This window comes from Pantoea trifolii (genome assembly GCF_024506435.1).
Lineage (GTDB): Bacteria > Pseudomonadota > Gammaproteobacteria > Enterobacterales > Enterobacteriaceae > Pantoea > Pantoea trifolii.
Window position 1 is genome coordinate 634,133 of record NZ_JANIET010000002.1, and the last position, 23,591, is coordinate 657,723.

Annotated in this window: 17 protein-coding genes; 7 read left to right on the top strand and 10 right to left on the bottom strand. The window is 55.1% G+C overall.

Annotated features, from left to right (window positions below):
- The first annotated feature begins 216 nt into the window (after nucleotides 1-216).
- Both eptB and NQH49_RS22335 read left to right on the top strand, forming a co-directional pair.
- Nucleotides 217-1,884: a kdo(2)-lipid A phosphoethanolamine 7''-transferase gene (gene eptB, locus NQH49_RS22330; RefSeq protein WP_256698913.1), complete on the top strand. Its 1,668-nt coding sequence runs from the start codon at nucleotides 217-219 to the stop codon at nucleotides 1,882-1,884.
- A 24-nt stretch (nucleotides 1,885-1,908) separates the two neighbouring features.
- Nucleotides 1,909-2,442, top strand: coding sequence for a GNAT family N-acetyltransferase (locus tag NQH49_RS22335; protein ID WP_256698914.1), 534 nt, complete (start codon nucleotides 1,909-1,911; stop codon nucleotides 2,440-2,442).
- Nucleotides 2,443-2,521: 79 nt separating this feature from the next.
- Here NQH49_RS22335 and malT read toward each other — a convergent pair whose 3' ends face one another.
- Nucleotides 2,522-5,224, bottom strand: a complete 2,703-nt coding sequence (malT, locus tag NQH49_RS22340) for an HTH-type transcriptional regulator MalT (protein WP_256698915.1) — start codon at nucleotides 5,222-5,224, stop codon at nucleotides 2,522-2,524.
- A gap of 274 nt (nucleotides 5,225-5,498) precedes the next feature.
- On the opposite strand from malT, the gene malP reads away from it, so the two are divergent.
- Both malP and malQ read left to right on the top strand, forming a co-directional pair.
- Complete coding sequence (malP, locus tag NQH49_RS22345) at nucleotides 5,499-7,892, top strand: maltodextrin phosphorylase (protein WP_256698917.1); 2,394 nt, start codon at nucleotides 5,499-5,501, stop codon at nucleotides 7,890-7,892.
- Nucleotides 7,889-9,931 carry a 4-alpha-glucanotransferase gene (gene malQ, locus NQH49_RS22350; protein WP_256698918.1) on the top strand — a complete coding sequence of 681 codons (2,043 nt, stop codon included), beginning with the start codon at nucleotides 7,889-7,891 and terminating at the stop codon, nucleotides 9,929-9,931. The genes malP and malQ overlap by 4 nt, the downstream gene beginning before the upstream one ends.
- A 368-nt stretch (nucleotides 9,932-10,299) precedes the next feature.
- Here the strand turns inward: malQ and malM are convergent, their stop codons facing one another.
- From malM to malK, 3 genes are all read right to left on the bottom strand, one after another.
- Complete coding sequence (gene malM / locus NQH49_RS22355) at nucleotides 10,300-11,223, bottom strand: maltose operon protein MalM (RefSeq protein WP_256698919.1); 924 nt, start codon at nucleotides 11,221-11,223, stop codon at nucleotides 10,300-10,302.
- Nucleotides 11,224-11,320: 97 nt separating this feature from the next.
- A complete protein-coding gene (locus tag NQH49_RS22360) occupies nucleotides 11,321-12,622 on the bottom strand; it encodes a maltoporin (protein WP_256698920.1) in 1,302 nt (433 codons plus the stop codon).
- 41 nt (nucleotides 12,623-12,663) lie between these two features.
- On the bottom strand, nucleotides 12,664-13,773 hold the full coding sequence (gene malK, locus NQH49_RS22365) for a maltose/maltodextrin ABC transporter ATP-binding protein MalK (protein ID WP_061719670.1): 1,110 nt from the start codon (nucleotides 13,771-13,773) through the stop codon (nucleotides 12,664-12,666).
- Between the two features lie 363 nt (nucleotides 13,774-14,136).
- On the opposite strand from malK, the gene malE reads away from it, so the two are divergent.
- From malE to malG, 3 genes are read left to right on the top strand one after another with little or no spacing between them, the layout of a single operon-like run.
- Nucleotides 14,137-15,327, top strand: a complete 1,191-nt coding sequence (malE, locus tag NQH49_RS22370; RefSeq protein WP_256698921.1) for a maltose/maltodextrin ABC transporter substrate-binding protein MalE — start codon at nucleotides 14,137-14,139, stop codon at nucleotides 15,325-15,327.
- A 60-nt stretch (nucleotides 15,328-15,387) separates the two neighbouring features.
- Nucleotides 15,388-16,908 carry a maltose ABC transporter permease MalF gene (gene malF / locus NQH49_RS22375; protein WP_256698922.1) on the top strand — a complete coding sequence of 507 codons (1,521 nt, stop codon included), beginning with the start codon at nucleotides 15,388-15,390 and terminating at the stop codon, nucleotides 16,906-16,908.
- 9 nt (nucleotides 16,909-16,917) lie between these two features.
- A complete protein-coding gene (gene malG / locus NQH49_RS22380) occupies nucleotides 16,918-17,808 on the top strand; it encodes a maltose ABC transporter permease MalG (RefSeq protein ID WP_061719673.1) in 891 nt (296 codons plus the stop codon).
- A gap of 84 nt (nucleotides 17,809-17,892) precedes the next feature.
- Here the strand turns inward: malG and NQH49_RS22385 are convergent, their stop codons facing one another.
- The 6 genes from NQH49_RS22385 to NQH49_RS22410 all read right to left on the bottom strand — a co-directional run bounded on the left by NQH49_RS22385 (nucleotide 17,893) and on the right by NQH49_RS22410 (nucleotide 23,512).
- A complete protein-coding gene (locus NQH49_RS22385) occupies nucleotides 17,893-18,423 on the bottom strand; it encodes an O-acetyl-ADP-ribose deacetylase (protein ID WP_256698923.1) in 531 nt (176 codons plus the stop codon).
- Nucleotides 18,424-18,463: 40 nt separating this feature from the next.
- Nucleotides 18,464-18,943: an Hcp family type VI secretion system effector gene (locus tag NQH49_RS22390; RefSeq protein ID WP_256698924.1), complete on the bottom strand. Its 480-nt coding sequence runs from the start codon at nucleotides 18,941-18,943 to the stop codon at nucleotides 18,464-18,466.
- A gap of 197 nt (nucleotides 18,944-19,140) precedes the next feature.
- Nucleotides 19,141-19,839 (bottom strand): hypothetical protein, encoded by a 699-nt coding sequence (locus NQH49_RS22395; protein ID WP_256698925.1) that lies wholly within the window; start codon nucleotides 19,837-19,839, stop codon nucleotides 19,141-19,143.
- A 278-nt stretch (nucleotides 19,840-20,117) separates the two neighbouring features.
- The gene (locus NQH49_RS22400; RefSeq protein WP_256698927.1) at nucleotides 20,118-20,885 is read right to left on the bottom strand and encodes a 3-oxoacyl-ACP reductase; all 768 of its coding nucleotides are present in this window, start codon (nucleotides 20,883-20,885) and stop codon (nucleotides 20,118-20,120) included.
- A gap of 99 nt (nucleotides 20,886-20,984) precedes the next feature.
- Nucleotides 20,985-22,433 carry an acyl-CoA reductase gene (locus NQH49_RS22405; RefSeq protein ID WP_256698928.1) on the bottom strand — a complete coding sequence of 483 codons (1,449 nt, stop codon included), beginning with the start codon at nucleotides 22,431-22,433 and terminating at the stop codon, nucleotides 20,985-20,987.
- A complete protein-coding gene (locus NQH49_RS22410; protein ID WP_256698929.1) occupies nucleotides 22,430-23,512 on the bottom strand; it encodes a LuxE/PaaK family acyltransferase in 1,083 nt (360 codons plus the stop codon). The genes NQH49_RS22405 and NQH49_RS22410 overlap by 4 nt, the downstream gene beginning before the upstream one ends.
- Nucleotides 23,513-23,591: the final 79 nt, after the last annotated feature.

Genomic DNA, 23,591 nt, shown 5'->3' on the forward strand with positions numbered 1-23,591 from the left:
ACAGAATGAGGATCTTCACTGCATTGATTAGCAGCCTGCGGGGAAAGTGGTGGTTGCGAGCCCTAATCGAGGCATAAGCGCCTACCTTTGGTTGTTACATTATAACATACTTTAGGCCCAGCAATGGTTGAACTGATCCCCAAATCCATCATCTTACCTAGGGTTGTCAATTTACAGGCAAGTGATTGAGTTGTTCATTATAATAACGGGGAATACATGTTTAAAAAGGGTTGGGTTAAGCAGTTTTATATACCGGTGTTTATTTCGCTCTATATCGGCGTACTTCTTAATATTCCGATTTTCATCCGTCGCTATACGCAACTGCAGTTTGATAACACCCTGTCATTAGTGACGGAGATCATCGCTGCATTTTGTCTGGTAATGCTGTTGACGTTGTTAACCTCATTAACCGGGAAATATCTATCACGCGTATTAATGACCATGCTGGTGCTATTCTCCAGCGCGGCCAGTTATTACATGATTTTCTTTAATATTGATATTGGTTATGGAATTATCGCCGCCGTATTAGCCACCGATTCATTAGACCTTTCTAAGGAGTCGGTGGGTTGGCACTTTATGCTGTGGATGGTGATCATCAACGTCATTCCACTTTGGCTAATCTGGCGCGGAATGCGCGGTAATTCCGTTACAAATATCAGTAAAAAGCGTTACTGGTCTTATAAAACTATCGCCATTGTTATTGCCGCATTAGGTTGCTGGTTGCCGCTAACGCTAATGGGCAAGGTGCAGGATGAACAGGATAAGAAAAATAATCGCATGATGGCCAGCTACGGCGGCATTGTTGCGGGGACCTATTCACCGTCTAACTGGTTATCGGGCGTTGGCTTGCTGGCTTATAGTTCGTTCAGCCAGGCTGAAGATAACCGTAATCTTTACGATCCCGCAGAACACTTTAAATACATTCCACCAAAAAATGCGGATAACTTGTACATCGTGTTTGTGATTGGTGAAAGTGCCCGCCGCGATCATATGGGTTTATACGGTTACGATCGCGCCAACACGCCTTATCTCGATCACGAAAAAAACCTCGTTCACTTGCAGGGCTATTCCTGCGATACCTCCACCAAGCTCTCGCTGCGCTGTATGTTTGTCAGAGAAGGTGGCGCCTCAGAAGCCCCGCAGCGCACGCTGAAAGAGATGAATGTCTTCACGGTGATGAAGAAGCAAGGTTTCTCGGAAGATCTCTATTCCATGCAGAGCGAAGCCTGGTTCTATAACAAAGTTATGGCCGACAGTTATTCAATGCGTGAATCTATTCAGGCGGAGAAGCGTAATGTCGGTAAGCCGGTGGATGATATGGCGTTGATTAATGAATTGCAGGACTCAATTCAGCGCCATCCACAGGGTAAACATATTGTGATTCTTCACACCAAAGGCTCTCATTATATGTATACCGAACGCTATCCACGCGCGTTTGCCCGTTATACCCCGGAGTGTCAGGGCATTGATGATGCTTGTAGCACGCAGGAGATGATCAATTCCTACGACAATAGCCTTTTGTATACCGATTATTTTCTCAAACAGACTTTCGATAGCCTGAAAGATAAAAATGCCATCGTGTTTTATGCCTCAGATCATGGGGAATCGATCTCCGATAATCTGCATTTCCACGGCACACCACGCGATCATGCACCGATGGCGCAACGCACGGTGCCGATTATGGTTTGGGCATCGGATAAGTTTTTAAGTGACAGTAATAACAAAGCGTCATTTGCCAAACTTCAGCAACTGCAGAATGACAAAACGCCGGTATTCCACGAGAAGTTATTTGACTCAATATTAGGCTGCGCTGGCTTTACCTCACCGGATGGTGGAATTAATTCACTGCGAAACTGGTGCGATCATTCTACTATTCAGAAGTAAGGTGACGTTTCAAAGGGAGGACATATGACGCCAGAAATCAAAACGGAACGATTAATTCTTAATCCGCTGGAAAGTCGCGATGGGCAGGCGATGCAAATCGTTTTCCCGCGCTGGGAGATCGTGCGTTATCTCAATGCCAATGTGCCTTGGCCTTATCCTGAAGGTGCCGCGCAGGATTATGTCGATAATGTGGTGTTGCCCGCTGTCAAGGAAGGTCGATGCTGGTGCTGGAGTATCAGACGTCAGGAGAAACCTGAGGAATTAATTGGGTTGATTGAACTGCGCGATGGAGAGAATGATAACCGCGGATTCTGGCTGGTACCTGAGTGGCAGCATCGCGGATTCATGAGTGAAGCCTGCAACGCCGTGAACGACTTCTGGTTTAAAACGCTGGGCCGCGAAGTTTTACGTGTGCCAAAAGCGGCGGTGAACACCGGCTCGGTGATGATCTCACGTAAATCTGGCATGCGTCTGATAGAAACCGGGAAAAAAGAGTATGTCGCGGGTGTTCTCGATTACGAATTATGGGAGTTAACTCGCGAAGAGTGGCTCGCATAAAAAATCAGCCAAATCAACGTAGGTCCGCCCGTTTATATCTTAATGCTCGTCACGGTCGCCATAAATGGCGACCGATCCACTACACATACCCCATCATCCGCAGCATCGACTGCGCCTGATTCATCGCTTCCGCGCGATGCGTCACGCCGAGTTTTTGGTACAGATTGCGAATATGCGTTTTGATAGTGGTGGCCGCAACATCCAGCTCGCCAGCGATCTGATCGTTGCTGTATCCCGAATAGATCAGCCCCAAAACCTGCCATTCGCGTTGGGTCAGCGGGCTGGTGCGGATCAGCTCCGGCACATCGGGATGATTAATCAGGCGGCTAACAAAGCCTTCGTCAAAATGGGCAAACTTATGGCGATGATATTTATTAATCTCGCTGAGGATGCGTCTGGCGCGATGGTTATCGAGTTCATCCAGCGTGTTGAGCTGAATCAGCTGGCGCAATTGCTGCGCCATCGCCTCGCCTTCAATCACAAAATGGCTGACGAAACCGGTGCTGCGCGCCAGTTTCAGCGCTTCGGTCAGCGCCTGCTGTGCTTCTGCTTTACGCTGGGTTTGCCAGTAAATCTGATTTAACAGCAGTAGATTGCGATTCATGTCGCTCATCAGGTTGAGCGCGCGGGCATTGTCATTCAACTCATCCAGCACCACTTCGGCCTGGCTCATATTTCCCAGTAAAATCTGCGCGCGCGCCACGTTGCGCCACTGCCCTTGCAGGAAATGATTATTGGCGAACTCCGGTTTCGCCGTCTGGCGCATCCAGCTGCTGGCGCTTTGGCTGTCGCCGGTCATCTGCCAGAAAATCACCCGCACCTTATCGGCATTGGCGATCCAGTCGCTGTGCAGCGATCCGTTGTTAAGCAGATTTTCCAGCCGACTCAGGTGACTACGCGCGTTATCGAGATTGCCGCGCGCCAGTGAACACTGCACCAGCAAACCCAGGCACTGAATCTGCTGCTGTGGCTGATAACCTTTCAGCACTTTTATCCCTTCACGCGCCGCCTGTTCCGCTTCGTCGAGTCGGCCCCACGCCCATAACAGTTGCGCGCGAATGCGCAGCAGGAATTCATGCATCGGGAACTGTGTCAGATGCTGCTCTTTGACCAATACAAACGCCCGATCCTGCATCTCATAAGCGGACTGTAAAAATCCCTGCGCGAACAGAATTTCACTCTGCTGGATTAGGCTCCACAGTGCGTAATTCCACGCTTCTTCGCGACGCGCCATCTGCTCGGTCTGACGCATCAGCTTCAGCGAACTGCTGAGCTCGCCTTTGCAATGCATCACTTCGCCCAATACCGAAGTGGCCACAATGCAGCTGTATTGACGGCTTTCCGGCAGCGCGTCGAGCGCCAGCATCGCCAGCCGCTCGGCTTCCTCGGCGTTACCGTCGTTGATTGAAACCTGCGCCAGCAGCGCGTTAAATTCGCCGCGCAGCACATCATCAATCTCTTGGCTGCAGGAGTGCTCAAAGCGCGTCAGCAAACTGCTCACTTCAGAAAAACGGTGCTGGCTCTGCATCAACCACGCCTGCAACAGCAGCAGTTTTGGATTTTCCAGCAGAATCTCCCACGGCAGCGCCTTGAGTGAATTTTCCAGCAGCGTGAGCTCACTCTGATTAAACAGCGTCCAGGCATATTGCAGCAGCACGTCGCGCAGCATTAGCGCATCACCGGCGGCCAGCGCATGATGGATCGCTTCGCCAGGAAAACCGAGGCGCATCCAGCTTTCAGCCGCCGCGCGATGCAGCGCCGGCAGTTCCGCCGCCAGTTCCCACTGACAGCGCTGACGCAAGAAACTGCCAAACAGCGGATGATAGCTAAACCACTCGCCCGAGTTATCCATGCGCTGCAAAAACAGGCCCTGACGCTCAATCTCTTCCAGCCGCATCTGCCCTTGCTCTTCACCGGTTACGCAGGCAATCAGCGTGTCGTTCATCGATCGCAGCAGCGCGCTTTTCAGCAAGAACTGTCGCGTGGCGCTGTCGACGTTATTCAGCACTTCCTCAACCAGATAATCCGCCAGATGGCTGGCGTTAATGCCGGAAAGGCGGCGCGCGGAATCCTGGGCGGAACTGGCGCCTTGACGCGTCGAGAGCGCGATCAGTTGTAATGCCGTCGCCCAACCCGCCACGTCATCACACAAACGCCCGCTCTCTTCCGATTCCAGCGGGGTCGTCAGGCGGCAATCAAAAAACTGTTTGGCTTCGTGATGGGTAAACGCCAGTTGCTGGCTGCCCAATTCAATCAGCTGTTCACGCACGCGCAGGTTGGCAATGCCGAGCTGCGGCAAATTACGCGACAGCAAAATCAGCGTCACATTTTCCGGCTGGTTACGGAGAAAGAAGCGCATAGCGTCATGAATCGCGGGATTGGTGATGTGATGGTAATCATCAATGATCAGCCAAATCGGTTGCTGCAACGCCGCCAGCTCACTGAACAACTGGGTGAACAGCGCATTCAGATTGATGTACTGCCGTTTCTGCGCAAGTGCTTCGCTGGAGGCGCAGCCGCCCTGTGTGGCCTGCTGCAGGGCGGCAATTAAGTAATCGACGAAGCGTTCAGGTTGATTGTCGCCCTCATCCAGTGAATACCAGCCCAGATTGGCTTTCCCCGCCGCCCATTGTGAGATCAGCGTGGTTTTGCCGTATCCCGCCGGACTGGTCACCAATACCAACCGGTAATTGCCCGCCGCGCCCAATTTTTGCATCAGGCGCTCGCGCGCAACGGTGTTCTCCAGGCGGACAGGTCGGCTAAGTTTGGAGGGTATTAACATCGGTAAACGCTTCTCCCTAAACGTGGCGCATCATTATTTTACGCTTCGTAATTAATAGTCACATACGTTCAGACATTCATTTAACTAATGCAAGCGAACCCATTAAGCAGTCTTAACAAAAGCGACGGTTATCACATTCCTGTCACACTTTAAGATTTCCCTCAGCCTCTCCTCCCCGCTCATCCTCCCCGCTGAATTTGGTGCAGGAGGAGGAGCGCGTAATGGCTGACGCGCAGAATGAAGCACATTCACCTCCGCCCCTACAGGACTGATTATGAAATTTGATTGCACCCGTTTTAAACACGCGCTAACCCGCCAATGGCGACGTTTTGGTCTGCACGATGCGCAAGAGATGACGCCGAATCAATGGTGGCAGGCGCTGAGTGGCGCACTCGCCGACATGTTGGCGGAGATGCCTGCGCCACCATCCGCCACGCCGCTGCGCCACGTTAACTACATCTCGATGGAGTTTTTGATTGGTCGTCTGACCGGTAACAATCTGCTCAACCTTGGCTGGTATGATGAGGTCAACGCGGCGCTGGCCGAGTGGAATATCACGCTAAGCGACGTGGAAGCGTGTGAAACTGATCCAGCGCTGGGCAACGGTGGTTTGGGTCGGCTCGCCGCCTGTTTTCTCGATTCAATGGCGACGGTTGGACAACCCGCTACCGGCTACGGACTCAATTATCAATATGGTCTTTTCCGCCAACACTTCGTTGATGGCGCACAGCAGGAGATGCCAGATAACTGGCAGCGCGATAGCTATCCGTGGTTTAACCACAACGCGGCGCTAACCGTGCCGGTGCATCTCGGCGGCAAAGTCATCACGCAGAATAGCGTTGTGCGCTGGGAACCGGCGGTGCAAATTCTCGGCGAAGCCTGGGATCTGCCGGTGGTGGGTTATCAGAATGGTGTTACTCAACCGCTGCGTCTGTGGCAGGCGAAACATGCGCAGCCGTTTAATCTGCAGCGCTTCAATAACGGGGATTTCCTGCGCGCCGAGCAGCCGGGCATTGAGGCCGAAAAACTCACTAAAGTGCTCTACCCCAACGACCATCACGACAACGGCAAAAAGCTGCGCCTGATGCAGCAATATTTCCAATGCGCCTGTTCACTGGCGGACATTCTGCGCCGTCACCAGCGCGCCGGGCGCAGCATTGCCAGCTTGCCGGATTATGAGGTGATTCAGCTTAACGATACCCATCCCACGCTGGCGATCCCCGAGCTGATGCGTCTGCTGCTGGATGAACACGCGCTAAGCTGGGACGAGGCGTGGCACATCACCCAGCGCACCTTTGCCTATACCAATCACACTTTAATGCCTGAAGCGCTGGAGTGCTGGGATGTGCGCATGGTGCGCGCGCTGCTGCCGCGCCATATGCTGATTATCACCCAACTCAATGCGCAGCTGAAGAAGCAGGTTGAAGCGCACTGGCCGGGCGATGACGCGACCTGGGCGAAACTGGCGCTGGTACACAATAATCAGCTGCGTATGGCCAATCTCTGCGTCACCAGCGGCTTTGCGGTGAACGGTGTGGCAGCGCTGCACTCGCAGCTGGTGGTGAAAGATCTGTTCCCGGAATATCACGCGCTGTGGCCGGAGAAATTCCATAACGTCACCAACGGCATCACGCCGCGCCGCTGGATTAATCAGTGCAATCCGGCGTTGGCGGTGTTGATCACTAAAACTCTCGATCAGCCGTGGCTTACCGATCTCGATCAGCTGAAAGCGTTAGAAACCTACGCCGATCACGCCGCATTCCAGGCGCAGTATCGCGCCATCAAACAGCAGAACAAGGTGGCGCTGACGCAATGGATCGCTGAACGCACCGGCATCAAGGTGAATCCTGAGGCGATGTTTGATGTGCAGATTAAGCGTCTGCACGAGTACAAGCGTCAGCATCTGGCGCTGCTGCACATTATCGCGCTGTGGCAAACGCTGGTGAGCGATCCGCAGGCCAACCTGACGCCGCGCGTGGTGCTGTTTGGTGCCAAGGCCGCGCCGGGATATGTGCTGGCCAAGAACATCATCTACGCGATTAATAAAGTCGCAGCCACCATCAACAACGATCCGCGCATTGGCGATCGCCTGAAAGTGGTGTTTGTGCCTGATTACAACGTTTCGGTTGCCGAACGGCTGATTCCGGCAGCGGATCTGTCCGAGCAGATTTCTACCGCCGGCAAAGAGGCATCCGGCACCGGCAACATGAAGTTGGCGCTGAACGGTGCCTTAACCATCGGCACGCTGGATGGCGCTAATGTGGAGATCGCCGAGCAGGTCGGGTCCGATAATATCTTTATCTTTGGTCACACCGTCGATCAGGTCAGCGCGTTGAAAGCGGAAGGCTACTCGCCTGACGCATGGCGCAAAAAAGATGCGCAGCTGGATCGGGTATTGAAAGCGTTAGAAGACGGCACCTTTAGCGACGGCGACGTCACCGCGTTCGAGCCGCTGCTGCACAGCCTGAGCGCTAAAGGTGGCGATCCTTATCTGGTGCTGGCCGATTTTCGTCACTACCTCAACGCGCAGGCGCAGGCTGAAACCTTGTGGGCCGATCAACACGGCTGGACGCGCGCCGCCATTCTCAATACCGCGCGCTGCGGCATGTTCAGCGCCGACCGCGCCATCCGCGACTATCAGCAACGCATCTGGCAGGCCGCACGATGAACAGCACTATCACACCAACCGCCGAAATCGCCAGCGAATACATCGACGCTCACGGTCAGCTGCAATCGGTCTCTGCCGTTACCCGCCAGCGTTTGCTGGCGGCGATGCATCCCGCGAAACCGCACGCTTCGCCGCTGCCGCCGGTGCTGATCGTGCAGGGAGAACACGCGGAGATTGTGCTGCCTGCGCCCGGCATAGCAGGCAAGTGGCAGCTGATCGCGGAACAGGGCGAAAGCTGGTACGGGCACGGTATCGCCAACCAGCCGATCGTTTTACCCGCGCTGTCTTTGGGTTATCACCAGCTTAGCTTTACCGCGCATCAGCAAGTGTTTCACTGCCGGATTATTGTCGCGCCGGTTCGCTGTTACGAGCCGCCAGCCATCCAGCAAGGGCAATCGTTGTGGGGCGCCTGCATTCAGCTTTATACGCTGCGATCGGCATCCAACTGGGGAATCGGCGACTTCAGCGACTTAAAGCAGATGCTGGTCGAGGTCGCGCAACGCGGCGGTGCATGCATTGGGCTGAACCCGCTGCATGCGCTGTTCCCGGCGACGCCGGAAAGCGCCAGTCCGTACAGCCCGTCGTCGCGGCGCTGGCTCAATATGCTGTATATCGACGTCGCCGCCGTTGAGGATTTTACGCTGAGCGACGATGCGCAGCGCTGGTGGCAAGCCGCCAGCACGCAGCTGGCGTTACAGGCGGCGCGGGATGCTGAGTGGGTCGATTACTCAGCGGTTACCCGATTGAAACTCGAGGCGTTGCGCCTCGCCTGGCAGCAGTTCAGAAAGCGCGGCGCGGACGATGATCTGGTTATCGCCTTTGAACATTTCATGCAGCAAGGCGGTGAAAGTTTGCTGCATCAGGGCGTTTTCGATGCCCTGCACGCCGCGCAGATCGCTGAGGATCCTCAGCGCTACGACTGGACAACCTGGCCTGCGGCATTGCAGTCGCCCGACAGCGCAGCGGTGCGCGCATTCCGCATCGAACACACCTATGAAGTGCGCTTTTATCTGTGGCTGCAATGGCTGGCCGCGCGCCAGCTCGCTGACTGCTGGGCGGTGTGCCAGCAGCAGGCGATGCCGATTGGCTTATATCGCGATTTGGCGGTGGGCGTGGCGCAGGGCGGCGCGGAAACCTGGAGCGATCGCGAGCTTTACTGCTTACAGGCCAGCGTCGGCGCGCCGCCGGACATTCTCGGCCCGCTGGGCCAGAACTGGGGATTGCCGCCGATGGATCCACAAATTATGCAGGCGCGCGCCTACCAGCCGTGGATTGATCTGCTGCGCGCCAACATGCACGACTGCGGCGCATTGCGTATCGATCACGTGATGGCGCTGTTGCGATTGTGGTGGATCCCGCAGGGCGAAAGCGCGGCGGAAGGTGCTTATGTTCATTATCCCATCGACGATCTGCTGGCGATTCTGGCGCTGGAGAGTCAGCGTTATCACTGCATGGTGATTGGCGAGGATTTGGGGACGGTGCCGGAGAAGATTATCGGCAAGCTGCAGCAGGCGGGCGTCTACTCCTACAAAGTGCTCTATTTTGAGCAGACGTCCAAAGTGGCCTTCCGCGCCCCTGCCCGCTGGCCACGTCAGGCGATGGCGGTCGCCACCACCCACGATATGCCAACCCTGCGCGGCTGGTGGCAAAGCGACGATTTACGGCTGGGCAGCGAGTTGAGGCTGTATCCCGATAAGCAGATTCTTGCCGGGCTGAACAAGTCGCGTTTGGCTGCACGACGCGCGCTGTTTAAGAGCCTGCAACGCAGCAATTGCTTGCCCGAACAGGCCGAACCGCAGGTGATGGATCGGGCGTTAAGTGCCGCGATGCAGCGTTATCTGGCGGACAGCAACAGCGCGCTGCTGGGCTTGCAACCCGAAGAGTGGCTGAATATGGCTTCACCGGTGAATATCCCCGGCACCACCAGCCAATATCCCAACTGGCGCCGCAAACTCAGCGCCTCGCTGGAGGAGATGTTTGAAGATCCGCAGATTAATGCGTTGCTGGCGGATATCGATCAACGGAGGCGTAATGCTTAGTCGCTATTGGTTGCCTTGCATGGTTGCAGGCCGGGGTCACTTTCGGTCCGGCAGATAAGCTTAAGTGCGTGTAGTTAAATGGGCACATTGCTCCCGGCACTGGCGTATCTGCTTCGGCATAAGGGCTATCCGCAGCGCTGAGGCTTTTACGTTGGGCCAGGAGACTCACGCATGGATGCGTGAGGCAGTTCGGGGCCGGCTAGGAAGGCCGATCCCCGAACGGTCCGTCGGCACAACGTGAAAGCCGAAGGCACCGCGCTAGCGGCGCGAGGACGGCCCGTGACGAAACAGATACGCTCGTGCCCACACCAATAAAAAAGGTGCGCCGAAGCGCACCAGATGGGACAAATCAGCACTGCCGGGGCGGTTTACCCCTTGCCTTTAACACTGCTGATAAACACGTGTCTGGCGGAGGTGGAACCTAAACGCTCGGCCTCATCCAGCAGCTTCAACGCCTTATCGATATTGCCCTTCTCAACCGCTTCACGGATGTTCTGATTAAAGTAACCTTCGGTATCCGTCATGATCGGTTTAGGTTTTGCATCCGAAACCGGGGCAGCACGATAAGTCGCAGGCGCAACCGGCTGCGTATTACCGACGGTTACCGGCGCAGGACCGGATGATCCAAACAGCGGCCCAACCAGAACTGATGAACCTGAGCTGGTTTTCACTTTGAGTTTCAACGTGCCATCGCGGCTGTGCTGGGCAATTGGGTCGGGAATATCCGGCACCGCATTGCCGGTGCCGCGTGCGTAGGCTTTAGCTGGATCGAGTAAGGTGGTGGTTTCGGTCAAATCCTTCTCGGTAGTGAACACCAGCAGATAGATCTTTTGCTGACCCAGCGCCGGCGTCAGTTTCATTACACCCTCCAGCCGATCCGCCGCCATCACGCCCGACTGCTGATAGGTGAAAAAGCGCGCCGGGAACCAGGCTGCTGGACGCATGTTCTCATCCAGCACCAGCACATTCGGCGCAAATACCTGATTTTGTTTTACTTCACTGCTCAGCGTAATGGTGAGTTCACCGATATTAGCTGGCAAGCTATAGGCCGCCACCGAACCCGTCACGCCCGCGGCGTTCAGGTTGGCATGGTTTTCACTCAGCGCGGTGACCTGCGTGCGGGAGGTATCTACCGGCAACCAGCTCAGCGTTTGCAGGCTGGCGGCGGGGAAAGTGGGTGCGGCAGAGAGATCCTGTGGCACCAGATTGACATCCGCAAGCGCCGGTAAACTTTGACCGGCGAGCAACGCGGCGCTCAGGCAGAGCGCAAAAACCGTTTTTTTCATTCTCATTGTATAACCTCAAAAAACTGTCAGGCGGCGGCGCGAACCAGGCAATGGCGCGCCGCGCCGAAAAGAGAGGGTCTCAGTTAAGCCACAAGCGGGAGCATTACCACCAAATCTCCATCTGCGCCCCGAATGTCACTTCATCGTTGTTGCCACGGCTGTTGGTCAGAATGCCGTTGCCGCTGCTGTCGTTAGAGGCAAAGGAGGTCAAATCCCCTGAGCTGTCTTTGCTGTAGCCCCATTTCTCATCCCACTTGGCGTAGGTCGCGAACAGACGCAGCGCCGGACGCGACCAGATGCTGTCGCCCGCCTGCCACTGTTGTGCCAGCGTCACTTTGTACTGGCCGTTGCGCTCGCTCACCTGCTGCGATTTCACGTTGTCGTAGCCCACTTCAAGCAGCGTGCTCATGATCGGCGTCCATTTGTACATTGGGCGCACGCCCACGGTGTACCACTCGGTACCACGGTTGTTATCCAGATCGGTGTTCTGGTACATGGCGACGTACATCAAATCCCAGCGATCGGCGAGGTTGATTGCACCGTGATCGAGTACGCGATACATGCTGCCGCTGTTGTTGATGTTGGTGCCCTGCGGCAAGCCTTTGCCTTGTGAGGTCAACGCATCGGTGGCGTACTGCAGCACGAACTTGTTGTAGCCCTTCATCATGCTCTGCGTATGTTCGGCGGTGAACATCCAGCCATCTTTGGAGGCGTTATCTTCGAGGCGATAACCGTCACGCGCGTTGGCGCGGCCATAATCAACGCCCAGTTCCAGCACGCCGTTCGGGTTGGTTTCGAGGCCCGCTAAACGCACATCAAACACGTCGTTGGCGGTGCTGGTGGCGTAATCACGAATCTGATCGCTGGAGAAGGTGTAAGAACCGCCGGCTTCCGAGGAGCGCGTGGCGGCAAAAGAGAGTTTGCCGAAGCCGAGATCGACATCTTCCAGACCAGCACCAGGACCGGATATATCCCAGTAGTAGAAGTCGATCATATGTACGTCATGACGCTGGTAGAAACGCTTACCGGCCCAGATGGTGGAACCCGGTAGCGCGTCGATCAGGTTTTTGCCCTTCACGTTGGCTTCACGGAACGCCGGGGAGGTCGCTTCCCAGTCATTCTGCTGGGAAACCGAATAGGCGACGTTGGTATCGAAATAGAAGCTCTTATCGCCCTCTTTCCACACTTCCTGGCCCAGCTTCAGCTCAGCGTAGGTTTCACATTCGTTGCCCAGACGGTATTTACTTTGTGCGCCGGTGGCCTGAAAACATTGCTGTTCCCCGCCGCTGCCGGTCCAGCCGATGCCGGAACGGGCATAGCCGGTAAAATCGACTGCCATCGACGGGGCAGCGAGCGTACCTGCCGCGATAGCAACCGCGATAGGGAGTTTGCGCAGAGTTAACATTTTCTATCTCCTGAGGTCATTGCTTTTATTGTTTTGCAGGGCTAAACACCGGGTTCCTGATGCAGCCTGCGACAGGCGCTGCCATCTTCACGGAAAAGATGGCAACGCTCCGGCGGCAGGCCGATGCCCATCAGGGCGCCCTCTTCTACCAGCACGACGTCCTCCTGGCGATAAACCAGGCTTTGACGAATAGCGGGAATCTGGATATGAATTTGCGTTTCGTGTCCCAGCTGCTCGACCACCGTCACCTCGCCCTCGAGGGTGACGTCAGCGATATCGCTGGAGAGCAGATGCTCGGGACGAATGCCTAACGACATGTTGCTGCCCACCTGCACACCGGCGCTGTCGACCGGTAGCCACACCAGTTGGGTGTTGGGTAGGCGCACCTGCACCTGATCGATGGCGGTGGCGGTGACTTTTACCGGTAAGAAATTCATGCGCGGTGAGCCGATAAAACCGGCGACGAAACGATTGGCGGGATAGTGATACAGCTCGAGTGGCTTGCCGACCTGGGCAACGTGGCCGCCATCCAGCACCACGATCTTGTCCGCTAGCGTCATCGCTTCGGTCTGATCGTGGGTGACGTAAATCATGGTGCGCTTCAAGCGCTTATGCAGACGTGAAATCTCAATACGCATCTGCACACGCAACGCCGCATCGAGGTTGGAAAGCGGCTCATCGAGTAAAAACACGCGCGGTTCCGCCACCAGCGTACGGCCAATCGCTACGCGCTGACGCTGCCCGCCCGACAGCGCTTTCGGACGGCGCTCCAGCAGATGTGCCAGCTGCAGCACTTCCGCTACCTGATTGACGCGCTGCTGGATCTCCGCTTTGCGCGTGCCCGCCAGTTTCAGGCCGAACGACATGTTCTCGGCCACCGAAAGATGGGGATACAGCGCGTAGGACTGAAACACCATGCCGATGCCGCGCTCGGCGGGCGGCACCTCATTCATGCGTTTGTCGCCAATAAACAGATCGCCGCTGGTGATGGTTTCCAGTCCGGCAATCATGCGCAGCAGCGTCGATTTGCCGCAGCCTGAAGGTCCGACAAAAACCACGAACTCTCCTTCGGCGATCTCAAGGCTGATGTTTTTCGACACCTCAGTTTCGCCCCATACCTTGGAGACACTGCGCAACGTAACGCTCGACATGATGCTTTCCTCTCAGCTTGCTATTCCTTGTCCGCAAATCGGCGGACAGACCCCGGCGACCACTATGAGCAAGGAGATAACCGCTGACATCCTCCACCGCAGCGCGTCAGCGTGGGGGAGGAGACGGGAGGAGGAGATCGTGCAGACGCGTCTGATAAAACGCGGCAGGCAACCATTTTTGTGAGCTATGACGCAGAGCAGAGCGACGATTGTGTGCGCCAGTCCGTGATAACCGGGTGGTTTTGCAACACAGATCACATCAGGCGTCAGGCAGGCGTAGAAGCAGGGAGGATGAGAAGCGGCGGCAGATACTCACAATGTGGCAGGTAAAACGATTTCCGTTTCCGCTAACAGGATGGAGTTATGACAATGAAAACCGGTGCACGCATTCTTGCCCTTTCCGCCCTCACGGCCGTGCTGTTTTCAGCTTCTGCCGTTGCAAAGATTGAAGAGGGAAAGCTGGTCATCTGGATCAACGGCGACAAGGGCTACAATGGCCTGGCTGAAGTGGGTAAAAAGTTTGAGCAGGAAACCGGCATCAAAGTGACGGTTGAGCATCCGGACAAAATGGAAGAGAAGTATCCGCAGGTTGCCGCCACCGGCGATGGCCCGGACATCATCTTCTGGGCACACGATCGTTTCGGCGGTTACGCGCAGTCAGGCTTGTTAGCGGAGATTTCGCCGGATGCGCGCTTCCAGGAGAAAATCTTCCCGTTCACCTGGGACGCGGTGCGCTTCAACGGCAAGCTGATCGGTTATCCGATCTCGGTGGAATCCTTATCGCTCATCTACAACAAAGATTTGCTGCCTGAGCCGCCAAAAACCTGGGAAGAGATCGCCGCCATTGATAAGAAAATGCGCGCGCAGGGCAAGAGCGCCATGATGTTTAATCTGCAGGAGCCGTATTTCACCTGGCCGCTGCAAGCGGCGGGCGGCGCTTATGCCTTTAAGCTCAACGATGGCCGCTACGACGTGAAAGATACCGGCGTGGATAACGCGGGCGCCAAAGCGGGCATGAAATTCCTCGTTGATCAGGTGAAGGCCAAAACGCTGAATGCCGATACCGATTACTCCATCGCCGAAGCCGCCTTTAACAAGGGGCAAACCGCCATGACCATCAACGGGCCATGGGCGTGGAGCAACATCGACAAGAGCAAAATCAATTACGGCGTCACGCTGCTGCCAACGCTGAACGGCAAAAACTCCAAAACCTTCGTCGGCGTGCTGAGTGCCGGCATCAATGCCGCCAGCCCGAACAAAGAGCTGGCCAAAGAGTTCCTGGAAAACTACCTGCTGACCGATTCTGGTCTTGATGCGGTCAACAAAGACAAACCGCTCGGCGCGGTGGCGCTGAAGTCGTTCCAGCAGACGCTGGAGAAGGATGAGCGTATCGCCGCCACCATGACCAACGCGCGTAACGGCGACATCATGCCGAACATCCCGCAGATGGCCGCCTTCTGGTACGCGATGCGCACCGCCACGCTGAATGCGCTGAGCGGACGTCAAAGCGTTGATGCGGCGCTGAAAGATGCGCAGGCACGACTCAACAAGTAATCCTCTCTACCAGAGCCGGCGCAATCCGGCTCGTTACTGGCTGTTAAGGAAAACCGCATCATGTCAGGAAAACCGAAAACAGCACGGTTCAGCGCCGTGCTGAAGGCTCTTTTTCTCGGTATCTGCTGTCTGCTGGTCGGCTATCTGCTCGTGCTGATGTATGCAAAAGGTGAATATCTGTTTGCGCTGGTGACGCTGATTATCAGCGCCGTCGGCATCTGGATTTATGCCAATCGTCGCGCCTATGCCTGGCGCTATGTCTATCCCGGCCTCGCGGGGATGGCGCTGTTCGTGCTGTTTCCCCTCGCCTGCACCGTGGCGATTGCCTTTACCAACTACAGCAGCACCAATCAGCTGACGCTGGAACGCGCGCAACAGGTGTTGCTGAGCCGTCAATATCAGGACGGTTCGGCGCTGAACTTCTCATTGATTCCGGCGGGCGATCGCTGGCAGCTGGTACTGACCGAAGCGGCCAACGGGCAAACCTTCGTTTCGCCTGCGTTTGCTTTTGGCGGAGCGCAAAAGCTGAAACTGACCAGCGCCCCGCCACCGCCGGGCGAACGCGCCACGTTGCGCATCGTCACTACTAATCGTCAGGCGCTGAACCAGATTCAGGCCGAACTGCCGGATGGCCGCCAGGTGGTGATGAGTTCGCTGCGCCAGTTCTCCGGCACGCGCCCGTTGTATGTGCTGCAAGCCAACGGCGATCTGAAAAATCAGCAAAGCGGCGCGCTATATCAGGCTAATCGTGAGAGTGGTTTCTATCAGAACAGCAGCGGCGAAGCGCTGAGCCCGGGCTTCACGGTGAATACCGGCTGGAAGAATTTCATTCGCGTGTTTACCGATGAAGGGATTCAAAAGCCGTTTCTGGCGATCTTTGGCTGGACGCTGCTGTTTTCCTTCATAACGGTGATTCTCACCGTGGCGGTCGGCATGGTGCTGGCGTGTCTGGTGCAGTGGGACGCGCTGAAAGGCAAAGCGGTGTATCGCGTGATGCTGATTTTGCCTTACGCCGTGCCCGCCTTTATCTCGATACTGATCTTCAAAGGCTTGTTCAACCAGAGCTTCGGTGAAATCAACGTGATGCTGCAAGCGCTGTTTGGCTTCCAGCCCGCGTGGTTCAGCGATCCAACGCTGGCGCGCACCATGCTGATTATTGTGAATACCTGGCTCGGTTATCCCTACATGATGATTCTCTGCATGGGGCTGCTGAAAGCGATTCCGGACGATCTCTATGAAGCCTCGGCGATGGACGGTGCCGGGCCGCTGCAGAACTTCTTCCTGATTACCCTGCCGCTGCTGTTGAAGCCGCTGATGCCGCTGATGATCGCCAGTTTTGCCTTTAACTTTAATAACTTTGTGCTGGTACAGCTGCTGACCAACGGCGGACCGGATCGAATCGGCACCACCACGCCAGCCGGTTACACCGATTTGCTGGTCAATTACACCTGGCGCATTGCGTTTGAAGGTGGCGGCGGGCAGGACTTTGGTCTGGCGGCGGCGATTGCCACGCTGATCTTCCTGCTGGTGGGCGCGCTGGCGGTGATCAATCTTAAAGCCGTGCGGATGAAATTCGATTAAGGAGGCGTTATGGCTATGGTGCAACCCAAATCGCAAAAGCTGCGTCTGTTGATGACGCATCTGCTGCTGCTGATATTTATTGCGGGAATCCTGTTTCCGCTGCTGATGGTCTTCGCCATCTCACTGCGCGCCGGTAACTTCGCCACCGGCTCGCTGATCCCGGAGCAGATTTCCTGGGAACACTGGCAGCTGGCGTTAGGTTTCAGCGTGGAGCACGCCGATGGCCGCGTGACGCCGCCGCCCTTCCCGGTGCTGCTCTGGCTGTGGAACTCGGTGAAAATCGCCGCCATCAGCGCGATTGGCATTGTGGCGCTTTCCACTACCTGCGCATATGCCTTTGCACGTATGCGTTTTGCCGGGCGCGCCACGCTGTTAAAAGGCATGCTGATTTTCCAGATGTTCCCGGCCGTGCTGTCGCTGGTGGCACTGTATGCGCTGTTTGATCGTCTGGGACAATATCTGCCGTTTATCGGCCTGAATACGCATGGCGGTGTGATCTTTGCTTATCTCGGCGGCATTGCCCTGCACGTCTGGACTATTAAAGGCTATTTCGAAACCATCGACGGTTCACTGGAAGAGGCCGCCGCACTGGATGGTGCTACGCCGTGGCAGGCGTTCCGGCTGGTGCTGCTGCCGCTCTCGGTGCCGATTCTGGCGGTGGTATTTATTCTGGCGTTTATCGCTGCGGTTACTGAAGTGCCGGTCGCGTCGCTGCTTTTGCGCGATGTAAATAGCTACACGCTGGCGGTCGGCATGCAGCAATATTTGAACCCGCAAAACTATCTGTGGGGCGACTTTGCCGCGGCGGCGGTGCTCTCTGCGATTCCAATTACGCTGGTGTTCCTGCTGGCACAGCGTTGGCTGGTCAGCGGCTTGACGGCAGGCGGCGTGAAAGGGTAACCCGTTTATTATCCTCCTTCCTCAATGTTCACTGCAGTTGAGGGTTTTGGCGGCCTTCGGGCCGCTTTTTTTATGGGGTGAGCGTTAATTAGCACGCTGTTCATCCATTATTTTTAAATACAGATCGTAATTTTCCTGATCAAAGCAGACTAAATTGACTTGCTCGATATTTGGGTTATCACGTAAACATTGGTTAATCACACCCAATGCGATTTCAGCCGCCAGCACTTTCGGAAATCTGTATATGCCGGTGCTGATATTGGGAAACGAAACGGTATGAATGCCATATTTTTCGACCAGTTTAAAACAGCTCAGGTAGGCATTTTTCAACAGCGTTTCTTCGTCATGTCTTCCGTCATGCCAATGTGGGCCAACGGTGTGAATGACGTATTTTGCTGGCAAATTACCCGCCGTGGTGATCACTGCATCTCCGACTTTACAGCCACCTTGTCGATTCCTGATTTTCTGACACTCAGCCAAAATTGCTGGCCCACCCGCACGATGGATGGCGCCATCAACTCCGCCGCCGCCCAGCAAGGATGTGTTGGCGGCGTTAACAATGGCATCAGCTGGAACTTTGGTTATATCTTCTTTGAGCAAGGCGATTTTGTTCATGTTACTTATAATCCTCAGCGTCAGCAGTCTTAGCCAGAAGTTAAGCAATCATCCTCTCATTCCATCCGTCCTTAAACACAATATTGCCGTCCACGTATTTCCATGTGATCGTTTCATATCGTAGCTCAATATTTTCCAGATGCGTGCTGGTCTGGCCGTTTGGCAACAGGGCCGGAGAGATGCTGGAGATTTTGACGTTTTCCAACAGAATATTGAAATACTCAACCTCAATGCCCGCTTCGTTAATTCGGTACATCTTGATGGTCGCTGATTTCAGCGTACGGGCCTGGCACAATGCACGAAACAGTACCGGTGTTGTTCTATCAAACTCCTTTTGAACGGATATCGGTGCATGAATCCTCGTGGCTGTCAGCCTTCCTGTGTGCGGATCCACCGGGATTGTGATGTTATGCATCACCGTGTTCAGTTCAATCGAACCGAGGCGGGTCGGCATCATGCACGAACCCACAATCGGAGAACCACTTTCATCTTCTAACCAGATATGTGCTGGAGTTGACATATTTAATCCTTTAAATTAACGAAACTTATAAATAAAAAATGTCAGAGCGCATAGATAAAATATTCCCACGCTCAACATTCCACTATCTGGGTAATAAATTACCTTTAACACTCCAAATATTAAAGTAGTAATAATCGGGCCATAGATACATAACAAAAACTTTCCTTCAGTTATTAACCACTGTTTTAAAAATCTCTTCATACCTTGCCCATTAATTTCATTAAAACTTCAGCGATCTCATAATCTGATAGCCATTCGTTTTTAAGTGCGCCTGCACGCATTATTGAATTTTCAACAAGGAAATACATCATTTCAAGCTCACGAACATATAATGCATGATAATAATGCGGATGCATTAACTGCAGGCGCTTCGCGCTGTCTGCTGCATTCTGAACTACACCATATATTCCCAAGCCTCCAGCCGCAACCCCAACGACTCGTCCAATATTTCTTCCAATAGGTAATGTAATATTAAGTCCAGCTACAACTGCAAGAGTCGCACCCAGACTAAATGAAGATGAAGTGAGTGTACTTGCAGCGATATGAATGTTGGCCCGCATTAGATGCATTTTTATTACTTCAATCTGCCGGAAATTTCTGTTTTGCAATTGATAATCTAAGTATATTTTTAGCAACGAAAAAACAATATTTCGCTCTTTAACTAACTGCGCTACCCCCATCAGGAATCGATTATCTTCGATCGCCTGTTTTTTACAGACATCATAATATTCATCAGTAAAACACGATGCATAAAATGAAAGCCTGGTCGCGCCTTTATTGATCTTACTAACCTGATCGGAAACTGCATCAATAACGCCGGAAACGGCGTTATCGAGCTTTTCTGCCAGAATCCTTTGCGCCTGAAGCTGCTTTATGACCGCATCACTGTGGTACATATATATCCCTGTAGTTAATTCCGTTAACCATGAAAACTATAGGGTAATGATATTACTCCGTGAAGATAAATTTTGACCAGATGTGATCCTTATTCATAAAAATAAGGATGTGTAAATTCGCACTTAATTGTGTGTTTTACTCGTTTCAGTAAAGAAAATACTTAGAGGCGTTAGCGTGTGAAATATCTACTATTTAATACGTAGTTGCGTACAGATATATATCATTTGTCTTAAGCTTATTAATGCGATACGGTCGCCATAAATGGTGACCGTCCGGGTTAATTCATTACTAATCCGCCATCGACATATAACGTTTGCCCGGTGACAAATTCGCTCCAGTCGGAGGCGAGGAACAGCACCGGGCCGGTGACATCTTCCGGGCGCGCAATGCGCCGCAGCGGCGTTTGCGCGGTGAGGAAATCGCGCACCTCTTCGCGTGTAGACTGGCTGGCATCGGTGGGATACACCAAACCAGGCGCGACGCAGTTAACACTAATCCCCAGCGGGCCAAGCTCCGTCGCAAGCGTGCGGCTAAAGCCGGTCAATGCGGCTTTAGCGGTGATGTAATCGTGATACGGCACCGAAGGACGCGCTACCAAATCGCTGGTCAGATTGACGATACTGCCGCGCACGCGCGCACGCATTAAAGGCAGCGCCGCCTGGCAGACGTTATACGCGGCTTTTACCGCGCCATCGAACTGCGACTGATAGCCCGACCATGGCGTTTCCCAAAAGCGTGAACGATTTTCGGTGTCGAAAACGTATGGTGCGAAAGCATTGTTGATCACCGCATCGAGGCGGCCGGTGGCGTTGACGATCTGCTCCATCATCGCGTTGACCTGCTGCACACAGGTGACATCTGCGGCAATCGCCAATGCGTCGCCGCCTAATGCGCGGCACTCTGCAACTACGCCCGCTGCAGCAGCTTCATTGCGCAAATAGTTCACCACCACGAATGCGCCTTCAGCGGCGAAGGCTTTAGCGATTGCCGCACCAATGCCGCGACTTGCACCGGTTACCAGAACGGTTTGGTTGGAGAATTTCATTGTTAATCCTTTGGATTAAGGTACGTTTCAACCAGGTGCGCATTAATGCGCACCCTACAAAACCGGTGCGTCGTAGGGTCGCCATTCATGGCGACCGCGTCAGTCCGCATAAGGCGCAAACCCTTCTGCCGCCGCTTCTGCGCCCTGCTCGATCTCCGTGATGGTCACCAGATCGAGCAAACTAAAACGCCCGTCGTGATGCCAGCCCGCTTCCGGCGAGGTCATGTTGCCGAACGCGGCGATGCGGGTAACACCCACTTGCCCAAGAAGAGCGGAGATGCGGAACAACTCATTCGGCGCGGCCGCCACGCCTGCGGTTTGCAGAAAATGCCGCTGCTGCGCCACCAAATCGACCACTTCCTCCAGCGCATCCACGGACACCACTTTCAAGGTGCGGCCCAGCGCAGCAGGCGATAAAGGTTCTGCAAGATCAACACTCACCACCGCCCAACTGTCTGCCGCCTCGCCATAAAGCGTACGATCTCCGCCCAGCGCACGGATCTCCTCGCCATTACGCCACGCGGCAATGCTGTTCGTCTCATCATTAGCCAGCGGACGGCGCGGATGTTTGTGCGCCAGCACGGCGAGTTCATGGGCGATATAGCTGGCGAACTCATCCGGCGACACCTTGCCGCCGCGCTCGACAAACAGCATCTGCGGCGAGTAGCAACCCGCCTGGTCGTAACGCATCACGTCATAGGCCACACGGCGCGCCAGCTCCGCGCCCTGCCGAGTATTTAACGCCGAACGCGCCACCATTCCGAAACTGATTTTGTGTCCGTGCGGCAGAAAGCGCGTGGTAACCGGCAAACGTTGTTGGATCGCCGCCAGCGTTGGGTTGCTGCCATAAGCCACCAGTGTATCGGGCTGGCGCAGCCAGGTTGGCTCGGTTTGCGCATCGCCGCCTTTCCACCACACCACCGCGATGCACTCGCCGAGTTTTGGATCGATTTCCGCCAGCAACTGCGTGAACCAGCTTGCCATCAGCGGCTCATTGCCCGGCAGTTTGCCGATGGTGCCCGCCTTGACCAGCAGGCCGCAAATCAAACTCCACAGCGGCAAACCCGGCACGTTGCCCGCCCAGATATGCATCAACAATTGCGGGCCAAACGCGCGTGCAAAGCCGCCTTTGGGGCGTGGCTGGAAATCGTCGAGCATCTGCGGATCGGTGAAACCCTCCGCCAGAAAGCGCTTCAGCTGCGGCTGACGAAAGGTTTTCAGGTAGCCGGTGAGGCCAAGCCGCACCATGTCGGCATCGTAACCGGTGACGATGGGCAGCAGCTTTTCGGCTTTGATACGCAGTGGATGATGGCGATCGAGCAGTCGCGCCACCGCTTCATCAATGATGGCGATGATCTGCGCAACGCTCAGCTGGTGGAGATAAGCGCGGGCGTTGCTGCGGATGCGCGCTGCGAGCGCCGTGATCTGCGCGTCATCAAGTTGCGGAACGCTAACCTCGAGGCTTGCGCCACGATGATTGAAACTCAGCGTATGCCACTGCACTTCGTCGGCGGAAAGGCCCGGCAGATGTCCGGCAACTTCCTTCACAACTGTGCCTGCGCGCTGGCGAGAAACGCTGCCATGGTCAGCGAACAGCCTTTGGCATCAGCGCCGGTCGCGCGTCCCAGCAGATGGAATCCGCCGGGCACGATCACGCCCGCATCTTCGGTTAACAAGGCGGAAACCGAGTTGAAATGTGCCAGATCGTGATGCACTAGCACGCCAATCTCGCCGTCCGGCACATCATCACCGGTAAGCGGATTGACCACGCGCGTGCGGATCCAGTGCGGCCCGGATTTCACCGGCGGGCAGCGTTCATTGCCCGCATCGTAAAACTGCGTGCTGATTTCCGTCATACCGTACATGTTGATGCAGTGGGAACGCGGAATGCCGAAGGCGTGAGAGAGCGAAGCGTAGAAATCCTCTTCGCCAATCTCGCGCGACTGGCCTTTGAAACCGCCGGTATCGAGAATGCGACTGCCGGCAGGCAGCGCGAAGCGGCGTTGCTGGCGCTGCATTTCATCCAGCAGAGGCACGAAGCTGTAGCTGGCGCCCAGCAGCGCGTAAGGTTCGCCGCTTGCTTCGGCCTGCTCCAGTGCACTGAACAGACGATCTGTTTCGAGGCCATGCTCGCCCACCATTACTTCACTGTCTGGCGTGCCACACTCCTTCATTGCCAGGTCAAGGTAAGTCGCCAGCGAGGAGTTCGGCATCGCCGCGGTATCCGGGAACAAAATGCCCATGCGCATGCGTTCGCGGCCCGCCATAAAGCGACGGCGGAAGTTAAGCAGCATCGATTTTTTCCACACCTCCAGCGTCGGATGGTAGCTGCGCCCTTTTACCGTGCCGGTGGTGCCGCTGGTCATGAAGATCTCGGCAATCTGGTCAGTGGGACGGCAGCTGAGCGTCAGATCTTTGAAGGCGTTAATTGGGATAGCGGGAATGTTGCGCCAGCTTTTCACCGTCAGCGGCGTGCGTCCGCGCTGGATGGCGAAGCGGCGATAAGGTGGGTTGTGTGCGAACTGATAAGCGAAGATTTCGAGGGCCAGCTGATTGAAATCGTCGTCTGAAGCCTCTTCATGCTGCAGGAATGTCAGCAAAGCCTGGATGATGTGTGTTTCGTTCATGTGTCGCCACCTTTGCGATTGCGCAGAGACTCTCAGGCAACGCCTGAAGAGCGCGAACTGTCCGCTACAAAGCACAAAG